Raw genomic sequence first — 14,362 nt, 5'->3', positions numbered from 1 at the left:
AATCAGTTCCTTACTTTACTTCATCGTATGCACGCTGAATAGCGAACATATTAGCATCAATAATTTTTTGCGGCAGTTTTCCAAGAACTCTTTTCATGCTCTCTTTAAAAAACTCAATGTCATACATTCCAGAAACTTTCATAAATGCACCAAGCATTGGTGTGTTTGGTATTGCACGCCCGATAGTCTCATTTGCGATAGTGATACAATCAACAGTATAAACCTCTTTACCCTCTAACTTCGGTTGCGCCTTTACAAGCTCCTCAGTGCTCAAGTGAGTGGTAATAATGTATTTTGTACTCTCTTTATGGTTGATAGTAACATCTGTAGTCATCGCTAAAGCAGGGTCAATAACAAAGACATAGTCAGGTCTCATATATTTTTCATGATTCATAACCACTTTATCATCTACACGGTTGTAAGCCGTCATTGCCGCTCCTCGTTTTGCGGATCCGTAAAACGCAAACGCTTGCACATGCTTACCGGTTGTAGAAATAACATCTGCCAAACCTTTGGCACCTGTAACAGCACCTTGTCCAGCACGACTATGCCATCTAATCTCTAGCATAAACTCTCCTTTTCTCTTATTAGCCTCTTATTTTAGACAAGTTGCTCTTAAAGATAGCTTGATATGTGTTACTTTTTTACCAACCTAGACTAATGTGTTATTTTTTCTCTTTTGAAGATACTTCATTGCCTCAAATGCATCATTAAATATCATATCTGTAAACTCTTTCAATGATTCGTGCGTACCATAACCGCTCAAAACACCAATAGATTTCACGTCTGCGTTTTTTGCCGCAATCAAGTCAAGCTTTGTATCTCCAATCATCCAAATCTCTTTATTTGCGCTCTCTAATTTCTCTAAAGCCCTAAAAATTGGCTCTGCATGAGGTTTTGGATGCTCAACATCTTCTCTGCCTATCAAAACATCAAAATGCTCCATTAACCCAAAATATTCCATAAGCACTCTGGAGTAGTAACCTGTTTTTGTCGTTACAATCCCCAAAGTCGCAAACTCTTTTGCCAACAATACCGCCTCTTTGGCGTTTTGTAAAAGCTCAGTTTTTTCTCTAGAAATATCTCTGTAGTGCTCTTTGTATGTCGCTATCAAGGCATCTACATGTACAGCGTTGATTCCCAAATTTCCATACATAATATCAAGCGGATACCCGATAAGCTCCTTTATCTTGGCATCCTTTTGAGAAGGAAGATTGTGTACTGCTAAAGAGTGATGAAACGACTCTAAAATCGCTTCGGTCGAATCAATAAGCGTACCATCTAAATCAAATAAAATTATCAAACTATTTCTCCCATTTTATATAGTTATGCCAGATACCGCTAGGGGCTGGCTCAATGTGTTTTATATTTTTGTTAACTGCTGTGATAGAATTTGGTATAAACAAAAAAAGATAGGGATTTGCATCCGTAATTATGGCAAACATCTCCCTCCACAAGGCAGCAAGCTCTTTGCTATCGACCATGCTTTGTGACTCCTCAATCATCCCGTCCATCTTTGTATTGTGATATCCAACAAGATTAAATCCACCTTTTTTATCACTTTTACTATGCCAAAACATATAAGGGTCAGGTGTTGGCGAGAGCCCCCATCCAAGAAGTACACTCTCGAACTTATGAGGAAAAACCACCATATTTAAAAATGCCTGCCACTCCATCACACGAAGTGTTACGACCACTCCTGCTTCTTTAAGCTGGTGCTGTAAAATCTGTGCAGCGTAGGGTCTTATATCGCTAGAATTTGAGGTTGCAATCTCAAAAGTAAAAGGATTTTTTGCATCATAACCTGCCTCTTTTAGAAGCTCTTTTGCTCTTTGTATATTTTGTTTTGGTGCTTTTATATTTTCGTTAAATGCCGGTGTGTTTGGCAGAAATGGACCCGTGCACACCTTTGCATGGCTAAAAAAGAGGATATTTGTCAGCTCTTCTCTGTTGATTGCCAAAGAGAGAGCCTCTCTTACTTTTGGATTTTGAAACTTCTCGTTGCGTAGATTGAAACCAAGATAGGTGTAGGATTGCGAGATATTTTCATAAATGTTAAATTTCTCAAAAAAATCACTATTTAGCTGTCTTTCATACTGCATCGGCTCAATACTTCCAACGTCAAGTACACCGGATTTGAGCATTAAAAAGCGTGTCATAGGGTCTGCGATAACATGAAACGAGATGGTATCAATCTTGGTACGCCCTTCAAAGTAGCCATCAAATGCTTCAAGTAAAATATTTTTGGAGTGCTCTAGCTGTGCCAGTTTATATGCTCCCGTGCCAATGGGTTTTGTGTTAAAAGAGGAGTTCATAAGATTTTGCTCATCTTTTAGCAGATGCTGGGGCAAGATACCCATCATCCAAATCTCAAGCGCTTTAAAGTAAGGCTCTTTATATTTTACTCTTATTGTGAGTTCATCTACTGCTTCCACGCTCTGTACAAAACGAAAATTGGCGCTGTAAGGAGAACTTATTTTTGATGATATAAGTACGTTATATGTAAAAACAACATCACTTGCGCCCATTTTTTCGCCGTCATGCCACTTGACGTTTTCATGTAGTTTAAAAATAAGTGTTTTATCATCTTCAAAGTAAAAACTCTTTGCCAAATCGCCAACAATGGTCGATAAATTTTTGTCATATTTTACAAGTCCGTTGAACAAAAAGCCCGCTATCTCTGAAGAACTTGAATCGGTTGCTAAGATGGGGTTTAGTCTTGATGGATTGGTTGAAGTTGCAAGATGGAGCGTGGAAGCTACAAGGTGTAATGATAAAAACAGAAATAGGAAGTAGCGCAAAAGTACTCTTTTTCTAGTGATTATAGCAAAGTTATCAGAAGGAAAATTTTAAAGGAGGAGATACCAGTGCAAAAAGCACTGATAAAAAAGTTCTTGAGACGATTAACGCTTAGAGAACTGGCGAGAACGACGAGCTTTACGCTTACCTGGCTTTTTACGCTCAACGATACGTGAATCACGTGTCATCATGCCTTCAGGTTTAAGGATAGCTTTTAACTCTGGGTTAAAACGTACTAATGCACGAGAAATACCATGGCGAAGAGCGTCAGCTTGACCACCAAAACCACCACCAAGTACAGTAGCTACGATATTAACAGAAGCATCTTGTTTTGTTAGAGCCAAAGGCTGCTTTACACGAAGTTTTTTTGCTTCAAGTCCGCCTAACCATGCGTCTAATGAAAGACCATTGATACTCATACTACCATTACCTGGAGTTAACCATACTTTTGCTATTGACGACTTACGGCGTCCTGTTGCATATACTTTTTTCATATAGTTTATCCTTACTTAGCTAATTGTGCAGTGTGAGGATGCTCAGCACTTGCATAAATTTTTAATTTTTTAATCATTTTAGCGCCAAGCTTTGTTTTAGGAAGCATACCACGAGTAGCTAGTTTGTAAAGCTTCTCAGGATTTTTTTCTAAAAGCTCAGTCATCTTGATACTTTTTGTACTACCAAAATAACCAGAGTAAGAGAAGTACTCTTTGTTCGCTATTTTACCAAGACCGTTGAACTTTGCTTTAGAAGCGTTCACAATTACAACATAGTCTCCACAGTCGATATTTGGAGTAAAACATGGCTTGTTTTTACCACGAAGTATTGTTGCTACTTCAGTAATAATACGACCAAAAGTTTTACCTTCAGCATCAATCAAAACCCATTTTTGATCGATTTGTTCAGGAGTAGCAATTTTCGTAAATTTCATTCTTGAACCTTTCAAGTAATTTTCTTAACATCACATATAAAATGCTTGTTTAATTGATGGAAGTATATCTTCTTAAGCTTATAAATAACTTAATTTATGCTTTTTTTAAGGTTAAAGGGGAGGAATTTAGTTTTGTGTTTCTGTTGGGGTTAGTTCGTTCAAAGCAATACGCTTAGCATATAAAAAACGCTGTTTGTAGTATCTTTTATTAAAAGCATCATATTGAACTCGCTTTGCCTTGTAGGATGCATGGATTATCTGCCCATTTCCTGCATAAATAGCAACGTGCGAAGGTCCTTTTTTATAGGTACGATAGAAAAGCAAATCACCTACTTGCAAATCTTTAACATCTATCTTTTTGCCATATTTGGACTGCTCACTTGCAGATCTTGGAAGCTCAATACCAAACTGACCAAAAACCTGCTGTGTAAATCCAGAACAATCTGTACGCTTTGCATTTTCATTTCCAAATTGATACGGAGTTCCTAAATACTCCTCCGCCTTGGCTAAAACTTGGTGTAATGGGATCGAACTTGTCTCATCAACTATAAGATAAGGAGCTTGGATTTTTGAAGAAACATTTGATTGAGCAAAGAGTGAAGAGGTAAATAGAAGAAAAAAAATGATAAATATACTCTTCACACTCCACCCCTTTTTTATAAATTTATTTTTGTATAAGGTTATTATAGGGTTCAAAAACTTTATTTTAACTTAGAAATTTCTTCTACTTTGACAATTTTTATACAATTTTGTAACAGATAGACGATATATCCCTCTACTTTTTCATTGGTTATCTCCCTTACTGCTTGGATGTAAGAGCTTACCTGTCCTAAATGTTCATCCGCAAAAGAGAGTGAACTTTTATAGTCGATAACCCTGTAGCCATTTTCACTTTTTACCAAAAGGTCGATGTAGCGAAGGGTGTTTTTGTAGCGAAGTGCCTTTTCTCTGTAGCATTCACCTTGAACAAGCTCAAAAAATTCGCTGTTTTCAAGAAGCATACCAACTCTTTTTTGAATTTCATCCAGCTCTGTTTCTTGCAAGAGTGCGCCGTATTTGTTGTTTGTCATATCTTTTGCAAAGTCGATACTTTTTGTCTCAAATGTCGGGAGCATCTCAAGCATATAGTGCATCGCTATGCCAAAGTTTATGGACTCAAAATCCTCTTCATGCGTCGTCTCAACTACCAAAATATCGTTTTGTGTTCCATAGTAAAGCTCTTTATATGCAAGCGGATGGAAGAGTTTTGGCATCTTTGGGGCTTGAGTTTTGCACGCAAGCACACCATGTTTTTGCGCCTCCAACTCCAATATGCCAAACATCGAATCTTTTGTTTTAGTAACGATGATAAGATTTTCTCTTGCTCTTGTAAATGCCACATAAAGCGCATTAAGGCTGTCTTCATGCGCAAGGGTTCTCTCTTTTTGCAGTGCGGCGGCGTACTGCGTATCCACCATATCTCTGCCTTTAATACGAAGATAGATGTTTTTGAGGGTTATGCCCTCATACTCGTAGATGATTGCATCACGTGGGCTTGGAGCTTTTGTAAGCCTGTCCATCACTATGACATGTTCATACTCCAGCCCTTTGGATTTGTGGATAGTAAGCACACGCACACCCTCCAACTCGGATGCGGCTGCGCTTGCGTCCATTCGCTCATACTCAAAAAGAAGAGCCTCTATGTCGCCGTATCTTGCCGCCTCATTTAAAAATCTCATAAGATTAAAGTCGCTCTCAAAGAGCTTGAATTCATCAATAGCTCCTTTTATGATATCCAAGAGCGCATTTTTGTTTAAATCTACTCTTTTGATGGAGCGTTTTTGCTGTGAGATAAGTGCAAAAAAGTTCTCTTTGTATATCTCCTCGCCAAAATATTGGTACTTTAGATACTCCAAAATAGCTTTGATGCTCTTTTGGTTGATTAGTTTTGTGGTGGTCTCTGTGACGACCTCTATATTTTGGGCATGAAGAGCCTCTTGCACGGCAATACCATCGCCGTTTGTGGCGCATAAAACAGCTATCTCATTAATATCTGCACCGCTTTGAAGCAACCTTTGCACCTGAGTAACAACCTCTTGCAACACCTCATCGCTTTGCAAAACTTCAACAAATCCGCCGTTCACACCCTCTTTTACAAGCTGCGGTGTGTAGTTTTTTATCTTGCGTTCAAAGACACTGTTTACAAAAGAGACAACCTCTTTTTGCGAACGGTAGTTGGTTAAGAGCTTCTTCACCTCAGTGCCATTTTCCTCTCTTACCGCATCAAAAAGTGCGCTCACGCCGCCTCGAAACCTATAGATGGACTGCTTCACGTCTCCCACAAAAAAGAAGCTGCCGTTGTCAAAAATCCCCTTGCCCGATGTTATCTCATTTATGAGCGGTTTGAGTATCTCGTACTGCAAGATGCTTGTGTCTTGAAACTCATCAAGCAACATATGCTCTATCTGCGCATCCAGCCTAAAATAGAGGAAATCACTATCGTTAATGCGGTTTAAAATCTCATAAACAAGGTAGGTAACGTCGCTAAACCCAAGCTCGCTGTCGTCTTTATAGAGTGCTTTTTTACTCTTGATGTAGATAGCGACAAGCTCTTTTAAAGCATAAAAAAAGTTCTGCTCTTTGGCTCTGTTTTGCGCTCTGATGGCATCTTTTATCTTCAAAAGCAATACATCCATCTCCGGCGTGTAGCATTTTGCAAATGTTCTATAGTCCAGACTATCCCTCTCAAGCCAGCTTTTACTTACAACATCCTCAAAACTCTCCGCCTCGACTGAGCGAATAGCCGTGGAAGAGGCTGCGCCGTTTGAGGAGACTATCTTCTTCAACTCCGCCGTCAAAGAGAGTGCCTCTTGCTCAAATAGTTCGCTGTTTTGCTTTGTAAACTCAATCCCGCCAAGCTCTGCAAACTTGATATAAAGCTCATCCAGAAGCTCAAAAATATCTGTTATACGCTTTTGCGAGAAGAGCGAGAGGTTAAGCAGTGTCTCTTTCTTTCGTGCAACACGCACCTCTTTTAAAAAGCGGGAGAGAAGCTTGAGTTCATGCTGAGAAGCAAATGTTGAGAAGTCGGGCATCAAAGAGGCATAGAGTGAAAATTTGCGTAAAATCTGGGTAAAAAAACTGTCTATCGTCATAATTTTCGTATGAGCATTTAAAAACTCGCCTAAAACCCTCCCGCGATTTGCAAGCAAAAATTCACGGGAAAGTTCGGTAACCTTGACTATCTCATCTAGCTCACCTCTACTCTCCAACTCCTCAAGAGTTTGCACAATCCTCTCTTGCATCTCGTTTGCGGCTTTGTTTGTAAAAGTAAGAGCAAGTATCTTTGATGGCTGCGCACCTTTAAAAAGCAGGCTAAGATAACGCACGACAAGCATAAAAGTCTTCCCGCTCCCCGCACTTGCCTCGTAGGCTAGGTTATTTATGAACACTGTATCTCCATCTATTTACACTCTCTGATATACAACTCTTCCACTTTAGCCCTCGCCCACGGTGTTTTTCTAAGAAACTTCAAACATGAGCTTATGGTCGGATTTATCAAAAAACATCTAATGTCTATTTTGTTCCCCAACTCTTTAAACCCGTAACGCTCAACTAAAGTCTCCAAAATATACTGCAGCGTAACACCATGCAACGGATTGTTTTTGTTTTTTTCTTCTTCGCTCATTTTTTTCCTTTATTTAAAAGTAGAATTTTTCTCTCGTTCCAATGCTCCCGCATTGGAACACATATTGCAACCATATAAACTCACGTATGCATTCCCATCAGAATGATGGGAACGAGGAACATTGATTTTCCATAATCGCAATCTCTTCATCACTCAAACCATAAAGTTCATACACCATTTTATCTATCTCTTTGTCGGTTTTAGTTATCTCTGTTTTTAGTTTACATGTAAGGGTTTTGTCGTTTTCAAAGATGGCTTGCCACTCTTGTTTGAAGTTGCGTTGGGCTAGTTTGTCGGCAAATTTTAGTTTGAGGGATTTTGTATATTCTGCTATAAACTCCTCAAATGTCAGTTCTTCAAAATTTTGGAGTTTTTTTGTGAGTTTTTCAAGTTTTAGTTCGTTTAGGAAGTTTTGTTTTGTCTCTTGAAGGTTTTTGTTTAACTCCAGCATTTTGTCGGCTTTTTGGATGAAGGGTTGTTGTTCGCTTTCTAAAATTTCTTTAATTGGCAATCGTTTTAAATTAACACCTTTAACTTCAGAAAAAGCTTTTCCAATTTCTGGGACTATAATCTGATATAAAAAATTTAAGAGCTTTGAATTTAAAACAACAAGTAAATATTTATGATTAAATTTTTGAGATTTATCAAATAAAATATGTGTTGTATCCATAGTAAATTTTTGTAAGTTATCATATGTGACAACTAAATGGTCAGAAGTTTGTCTAAATATTAACTTTTCATCAACTAAATACATAGCTTCATTCGTATTGCTCCATAACTGTTCAGGGTCAAAAAGAACAAATAATTCATTTTGTAAAGGGGTATATTTATAAAAATCTCTACCTCTTATAATGGGTTTATAGCTATCATCTATTTTCTTTTCTGATAAAAATCTATTATTATCGCCTGTCTTTATTCCATTATAAAATTGAAAGTTATTATTGCCAAGTGCTATTGAATTTGTGAATGATTTTTTCCATAATGAAATTAAATTATCAGAAAATAAAAATTTATTATCTGGAATATTTTTAAACTCTTTTTGCTCAATTTCAAAACCAATTAAATTTGCAAACTCTTTTTCATTGTTCACTGAAAACAATTGAGAAGTTTTAAGAATTTGTTTCCCCAAGATAAAAATCGAACTTCCTCCTGTATCTGCATCTTCAAAAACTTCATAAGGTAAATTTAACAATTTGTGAATAGAAAAATTATCTATCAAATATTCTCTAAAGTTTGCATAAAAATAATTTGTATAAAGTGTATTTGGAACAATAAAAGAAAGTAATCCATTATTTGAAATTAACTTCAATGACTGTTCAATGAAGATTAAATATGAGCTAACTTTGTAAGCTGATGACATTGGAAATGTATTTTTATAATATTCAATATCTTTACTTTGAAAATCTTGTTTTTTACCAAGTGCAAATGTAATATACGGCGGATTCCCAATCACAACATCAAATCCACCCTGTGCAAAAACTTCTGGAAACTCTGCATGCCAGTCAAAGGCGTTTGGTACTACCGTTTTATCGTCTATGAGGGAGTTTCCTACTTTTATCTTGTTGGCTAGTTTTGTGAGCGGTCTGCCTCTTTTTGCAGTTCTTAGCCATAAGCTTAGTCTTGCTATCTCAACTGCACCCTCGTTGATGTCCACGCCGTAAAGGTTATGTTCTAGCACCTCTTTTTCTACTTCGTAAGAGGCAAACAAATCGCCCATGAGTGCTAGGTCATTTTGGAGTTTTTTGTGTTCTTTGAGTAGGTATTCTAAGGCTTGGTTGAGAAATGCTCCGCTTCCGCATGCGGGGTCTAGGATTTTTAGATTTAAGAGCCACTCTTTGTAAAGGAGTAGATTTTCTTTTGTTTGTTGCTCTGCTTTGGTTGGGTTTTTTGGGTTTTTTGGTGAGACTAAAGTCTCACTTCCGATTGAGAGAGACTCTCTTTTTTCTTCACACAACTTGCCTAAAGTGTTTTGCACGATGTACTCGGTGATGTAAGCAGGCGTATAAAACACACCGTCTTTTTTTCGCTTCGACTGTTTTTTGTCAAAGTCGCTCTCTAAAAGCTGTGCGCTTATCTCTTCGAGTTCGCTGATGGAGTTTTCAAAGATATGACCTAAGATATTTACCGAGATATCGCTTCCAAAGTTATAAGCTGAGAGGATTTTTGCCCGTGCATCTAGCACTTCATCGTCAATGATGAGTTTGTTAAGCAGTTTATCATCCGCAAAAAGTCCACCGTTGTACATGGTGATGTCAAGGTCTTCATCCCCTGCATTTATGGCTTCAAAATAGACTTTGTACGAATCATAAAGAGTGAAGTTTTTTACAAGCTTTTTTACCTCTTTTTGTCTCTGAATAATCGTGCCGATGGTGTTTTTGGGCAAAAGGTCGGTATCTTCGCCAAAGAGGATAAAGACAATCCTGTCTATAAGTTTTTGCGTTGCGTTTAAAAGGGAGAGTTTATCTAACGGAGGTGGGACTTCAGTCCCGCTTAATGGCGGGGTTAAAACCCCACTTCCAGAATTGTTCTTTAAAATATTTTCAAACAGTTTTGTTCTAAAAATCGTGTAATCTTTGTAGAGTTGGTTTGAGATGTCTTGCTCATGAATGAGTGATTTCTCTTTTAGCTTGAGCGGTAAACCCTCTTTTATGCTCTCATAACTTAAAATCGTATGAAGTTTTTTAAAGCCCTCATAGTCAAGGTCAAAAAGAAAAAACTGCTCATAAGCGGTGGCTTTGTCAAAGTAAAATCTTAGTTCGTTGAAGTTGGAGACTATGACATATTTTGCGTGTTCGTTGTGTTGCAAGTAGCCAAAAGCTTGTCGTACCGCACTCTCTTCACGGTTGTATTTTTTGTCCAAATCTTTTGTTTTTTGGTCTTTTAGCTCTATGACTGCTACGACTTTGTCATCAACCAAAAGCACACCGTCTGCTTTTTGGGCATTTGTCTCATTCTTTTTTTCTCTCTCAAGCGTGTAGCACTCATCTGCGGAGCGTGTTTTAGAGATATAACCGAGGCAGTTTTCAAAGATGTCTTCTAAAAAACCGTCTTGGTAGTCGGTCTCTATCCATGAAGAAATCTTCTCTTTTTTGGCTAAAAAGTTTTTGTACTTTTGCCATCTGTTTTCTATGAGTTTTTCATCTTGCTTTCGTATAAAATCGTTAAGTACTTTTTGCCCGAAAAGTTGTTGCATGGCGTTTTCCGTTGTTTTATTATTACTTGTATCTTAGCTTATACTTGCTATACAAATCGTTAAACTTTTGTTCAATATAGATAAAATTTTACTATTCACATCTCCACATTTTTTTACTCTAACAGATACTTATAAAGTGGCACTATAAATATCTTTTTATCCGCACTGGCTATAAACTTGAAAAACACTTTCACCCTCTCCCGCACATAACCTTATATTCACAAAACAAACAGTTTTTTATCTCTTCACATCTGTTGCACTCAATAGATTCTATGTTTTGCAAATCCCTAACATGAGACTCCAAAACTGACAACTTTTCTTTTAAAAACGGTTCGTCAACTATCTTGGACTCTTTGAGGTCGTAGTATCCGCAACCCACAACATTGCCAAAATTTTGGGCTAAGATGTAGTAAAACTCTAGCTGGAAGTCTGTCGCTTCCGTGAAGTTTTTCTCTGTGTAAAGTGCGTATGAGCCTGTTTTGTAGTCGATGATGTAGAGTTCATTGTCTCGTTTGTCTATCCTGTCGATACGTCCTGTAAGTGTCATGCCTGCGAACTCTCTCTCTATGTTCGCTTCACAATGCGCCACGCTCCACCCCTCGCCAAATCTCTCAACTTCATTGCGGCAGAAAGGTTCCATTTTTTTGGCTTGCAGTGCCATTAGGTAGTGTTCCAGCTCGCTCTCGCCGCATGCATTTTCAAGCTCTTTTTGCAAATCTCGCAAAAGCTCATGTGCGTCATCGTAAAAGTTTTTTTTGCCGTAAAGCTCTTTTAGCGCATCATGCACGTCTGAGCCGATTTCATGCTCTTTTGGCATATCTTTTGGGATTTCGTGGTTGTTGATATGGGCGATGTAGTTGTAGTAGTATTTTCTTTTGCATGTCAAAAATGTTTTTAGCTCTGTTGCTGAGAGTTTTCGCCCCTCAAAGCTCCACTCGACAACTATCTCTTGCTCCTCTTTTGGCGGCGTGTCTGTTTGTGCAAAAAGTACAGAGGCGTAGTCCTGTTCGTCATGAGTGTTGCTCTCTTTTATGTCAAGCTGTTTTAAAAATCTCGAACCCTTGCTCTCTTTTGAGGCGACAAAGCTTATGGCTACCTCTTTTGAGTTGTTGATAAGCCTCTCGTAGTAGTGTTTTTGCAGATTTTCCCTGTCGCTCATGGTAGGAAGATTTGCCGCTTCTCTGATGGCTGTGTTTAAAAACATATCTTTGTCGCTCTTTTTTGGGACATTTCCATCGCTAAAATCGACTATCACAACCGCATCAAAGGCTACCAAACGTGTCTCCAAAACCCCCATTACCGTAATCTTACCGCCACGCACATCATCAAGCGACCTGCTTGAGACTCTTTGCAAAAAGAGATTTAAGACCGATTTTACGCTCATGTCATGCATGAATGGTAAAATATGCTTAAAAGCGTAAAGCTCCTCTTCAAAAATCTTTATCTCTCGTTTATCGCCAAAACTCTCTTTGTACTCTTTTAAAAATCCCAAAATATCCACATCTTGACTCATCTGCCCATAGATGGAGCGTAGCGAATGGTAAAATTCGGTGCCTACTCTTTGTATTCTGGCTTCATTCTCTTTGGAATTTTGCTCGATGTAGGCACATGTCGCATCAAGTTTTTCATACATCAAACTGCCGCCAAAAGGTGTACCCATCGCAAAGTTGAAGTTTGACTTTGTATCAAAGAGCTTTAGAGTGTCGGCAAATTTCTCATTTGGAAGAATCACTGCTATATTTTCGGGTTTGTACCCTTTTTGGATAAAGTCATACACCTTTTTTTTGACATAGGCGGCTTGCAAAAGGTTCTCGCTAAAGGAGTGGCACTCAATGTTTTTGTTCTCTTTTCTCCTCTCTTTTGCGATAACAGCTTTTTTGTCCAGTGAGATTGTGTAGTCAAACCCCGCCTCCAGTTCTATGCCAAATGTTGCAAATTTTTTTACCATTTTTGTGTTAAATCTGCTTGCACTCAGATGTATCTCCACCTCGCAAAACTCACAACACCGTTCAAGTACCTCAAACTCAAAGTTGGTCAGATGTCCCTCTGCATAAAGCTCGATTTTTTCATATTTTTTTACATAATCTTCATTAAAACGGTAGTTTTTAGGCAAAAATATGGGGTCAAGCACTCCTCTTTGGCTGCAGAGTTTTTCATAACGCCCGTAAAGCTCAAGAAGTATGGCGATATGCTCCTCATACTCACCATAGACATCTGCTCTCTCAAGTGCTTCTATGTCGTACATCTCGGCACTTAACTCTTCAAAAAAACCAAAAATATAAGAAGCGTTTTTTGTAAATGTGAAAAAGTTGCGTTCAATAGAGAGGTTTTGAAAATTTTTAAAGTCACTCGCCTCCAAAAGAAGCAAAACTCTGCTATCCGCATCAAGGGCTTTGAGCCTATGGGCAACACAAACTCTTGAGAGAAAATCGTGCATCGTGATATAGTTGGGCAAAAAAAGATTTATACCATCGACATCGAACTGTTTATGACGAATGGCACGCTGGGTCGGTAGGATGATTAGGGAGCTGTTCATAGAGAGATTATAGCCTAATATTCTACTGCCTGCATCCCTCTTGTATCTGTTTTGATGTTATAAAACCGCTCAAGCTCGCCTACGCTTACCTTCGCCATGATGTCCCATCTTCCCTCTTGCGGGAGTGTGATTGGCTCAAATGTATAGATGCCGTTTTGAACTTTTGGGTTGTTTAGCTCTTGGTCGTGTTTGTGGTTATTTGGTCGTGTTACAACTACTTTGATATTTGCGTTATCGATGGGATTTGCATCTTTGTCGCTTATCTTGTAGCTAAGTATGGCTTTTTTAGTGCTAAACTCTTGTGTGACGTACTCAACTTTATAGTGTTTTTCAAAGAGTATCTTTGCTTGAAGCAATTCATTTGCTTTTGCGTCTGCTTCATGATAGCCCATCATGTAGGTATCACTTTTTTCTACGGGGAGAGTGTTGGCGACAAATACAGTTGCAACGCACGCACCAAAAATGGCGATAATCGAAGCCGCTATGGCATAGGGCCAAATTCTTCCATTACTTAGATTCATTTTGTTTTCTCATGTAAATTTTCCTCTTGATATATAAAAAGAGTGCGTAAAGTATGAAACCGTAAAAGAGTACTTTGACGACAAATATACTATTTTTGTTTGCATCTCCTACTGCGTTTTCTAAAACAACCCCTTTGCTTGCAGCGATTTGTTCAGCGATGTCTGCGTAGCCGTTGAACATTGAGCCAGAATATTTGCCCAAAAGCTCGCTATCTTTCGCTTTTTGCGCTAAAAGAGGGATGATTGTGCCACCATAACTCGTAGCTAACTCTTTAAAAGAGGCGAGAGAATCACTATAAAAAAGTGCTATGACAAATGCTTGAACGGGCGAAGCGACTGGGCTTAAAACCTGTTTTTTGTCGAACAAATTATACAAAGAGGGCTCATTTGCCAAAATATCCACTTTTGTATCCATCTGAGAAAAAGTAAGCAAAATAGTAGGCTGCCCAAATTCGCTAAGCAGCTCTTGCTCATACGCAACCATATTTTGTCCATGTGGAAGCTCTTTGAGCATAAGAAGTCTTAGCGAGATGCCCGTTTTTTCGTAAAGCTCTGAACCAAGCTTTTCTACTTCTGCGCTAAATGCTGGGTTAAATATGATTTCATCTTTATAGAGATAACTCGCAAAAAGTGAAGAGTGGAGAGAGAGTGTGAGGATGAGGGCGCCAAGCCCTCTTGAAAAGTTCAATGCAACTTCCTAGCCGATATAGAGATGGTT

The 14,362-nt window shown here is 38.4% G+C and carries 12 protein-coding genes; all 12 read right to left on the bottom strand.

Going from position 1 to position 14,362, the window contains the following annotated elements:
• Positions 1-10 precede the first annotated feature (10 nt).
• The 12 genes from AC6H4V_RS00620 to AC6H4V_RS00565 all read right to left on the bottom strand — a co-directional run bounded on the left by AC6H4V_RS00620 (position 11) and on the right by AC6H4V_RS00565 (position 14,332).
• Positions 11-568: a pyruvate flavodoxin oxidoreductase subunit gamma gene (locus AC6H4V_RS00620; RefSeq protein WP_497607081.1), complete on the bottom strand. Its 558-nt coding sequence runs from the start codon at positions 566-568 to the stop codon at positions 11-13.
• A gap of 84 nt (positions 569-652) precedes the next feature.
• Positions 653-1,303: an HAD family hydrolase gene (locus AC6H4V_RS00615; RefSeq protein WP_497607080.1), complete on the bottom strand. Its 651-nt coding sequence runs from the start codon at positions 1,301-1,303 to the stop codon at positions 653-655.
• Between the two features lies 1 nt (position 1,304).
• Positions 1,305-2,801 (bottom strand): peptide-binding protein, encoded by a 1,497-nt coding sequence (locus AC6H4V_RS00610; RefSeq protein ID WP_497607079.1) that lies wholly within the window; start codon positions 2,799-2,801, stop codon positions 1,305-1,307.
• Between the two features lie 102 nt (positions 2,802-2,903).
• Positions 2,904-3,293: a 30S ribosomal protein S9 gene (gene rpsI, locus AC6H4V_RS00605; protein ID WP_497607078.1), complete on the bottom strand. Its 390-nt coding sequence runs from the start codon at positions 3,291-3,293 to the stop codon at positions 2,904-2,906.
• 11 nt (positions 3,294-3,304) lie between these two features.
• Positions 3,305-3,727 (bottom strand): 50S ribosomal protein L13, encoded by a 423-nt coding sequence (rplM, locus tag AC6H4V_RS00600; RefSeq protein WP_497607077.1) that lies wholly within the window; start codon positions 3,725-3,727, stop codon positions 3,305-3,307.
• 126 nt (positions 3,728-3,853) lie between these two features.
• Positions 3,854-4,369: a C40 family peptidase gene (locus tag AC6H4V_RS00595; RefSeq protein WP_497607076.1), complete on the bottom strand. Its 516-nt coding sequence runs from the start codon at positions 4,367-4,369 to the stop codon at positions 3,854-3,856.
• Between the two features lie 59 nt (positions 4,370-4,428).
• Positions 4,429-7,158 carry a RecB-like helicase gene (locus AC6H4V_RS00590; RefSeq protein ID WP_497607075.1) on the bottom strand — a complete coding sequence of 910 codons (2,730 nt, stop codon included), beginning with the start codon at positions 7,156-7,158 and terminating at the stop codon, positions 4,429-4,431.
• Between the two features lie 11 nt (positions 7,159-7,169).
• Positions 7,170-7,394, bottom strand: coding sequence for a VF530 family protein (locus AC6H4V_RS00585; RefSeq protein ID WP_497607074.1), 225 nt, complete (start codon positions 7,392-7,394; stop codon positions 7,170-7,172).
• Positions 7,395-7,491: 97 nt separating this feature from the next.
• Positions 7,492-10,587 carry an Eco57I restriction-modification methylase domain-containing protein gene (locus tag AC6H4V_RS00580; RefSeq protein WP_497607073.1) on the bottom strand — a complete coding sequence of 1,032 codons (3,096 nt, stop codon included), beginning with the start codon at positions 10,585-10,587 and terminating at the stop codon, positions 7,492-7,494.
• A gap of 190 nt (positions 10,588-10,777) precedes the next feature.
• The gene (locus AC6H4V_RS00575; RefSeq protein ID WP_497607072.1) at positions 10,778-13,123 is read right to left on the bottom strand and encodes a PD-(D/E)XK nuclease family protein; all 2,346 of its coding nucleotides are present in this window, start codon (positions 13,121-13,123) and stop codon (positions 10,778-10,780) included.
• Positions 13,124-13,137: 14 nt separating this feature from the next.
• Positions 13,138-13,644: a FixH family protein gene (locus AC6H4V_RS00570; RefSeq protein WP_497607071.1), complete on the bottom strand. Its 507-nt coding sequence runs from the start codon at positions 13,642-13,644 to the stop codon at positions 13,138-13,140.
• Positions 13,631-14,332 (bottom strand): 3-dehydroquinate dehydratase, encoded by a 702-nt coding sequence (locus tag AC6H4V_RS00565; RefSeq protein WP_428728752.1) that lies wholly within the window; start codon positions 14,330-14,332, stop codon positions 13,631-13,633. The genes AC6H4V_RS00570 and AC6H4V_RS00565 overlap by 14 nt, the downstream gene beginning before the upstream one ends.
• Between the last annotated feature and the right edge of the window lie 30 nt (positions 14,333-14,362).

It is taken from the genome of Sulfurimonas lacustris, assembly GCF_059705355.1.
The sequence above is the reverse complement of the archived record's forward strand: the minus strand, read 5'-3'. Positions and strand labels throughout refer to the sequence as shown.

Coding starts and splice junctions, on each gene's coding strand:
- AC6H4V_RS00620 (WP_497607081.1), bottom strand. CDS start 568: ATGCTAGAGATTAGATGGCATAGTCGTGCTGGACAAGGTGCTGTTACA.
- rpsI (WP_497607078.1), bottom strand. CDS start 3,293: ATGAAAAAAGTATATGCAACAGGACGCCGTAAGTCGTCAATAGCAAAA.
- rplM (WP_497607077.1), bottom strand. CDS start 3,727: ATGAAATTTACGAAAATTGCTACTCCTGAACAAATCGATCAAAAATGG.
- AC6H4V_RS00585 (WP_497607074.1), bottom strand. CDS start 7,394: ATGAGCGAAGAAGAAAAAAACAAAAACAATCCGTTGCATGGTGTTACG.
- AC6H4V_RS00580 (WP_497607073.1), bottom strand. CDS start 10,587: ATGCAACAACTTTTCGGGCAAAAAGTACTTAACGATTTTATACGAAAG.
- AC6H4V_RS00575 (WP_497607072.1), bottom strand. CDS start 13,123: ATGAACAGCTCCCTAATCATCCTACCGACCCAGCGTGCCATTCGTCAT.
- AC6H4V_RS00570 (WP_497607071.1), bottom strand. CDS start 13,644: ATGAATCTAAGTAATGGAAGAATTTGGCCCTATGCCATAGCGGCTTCG.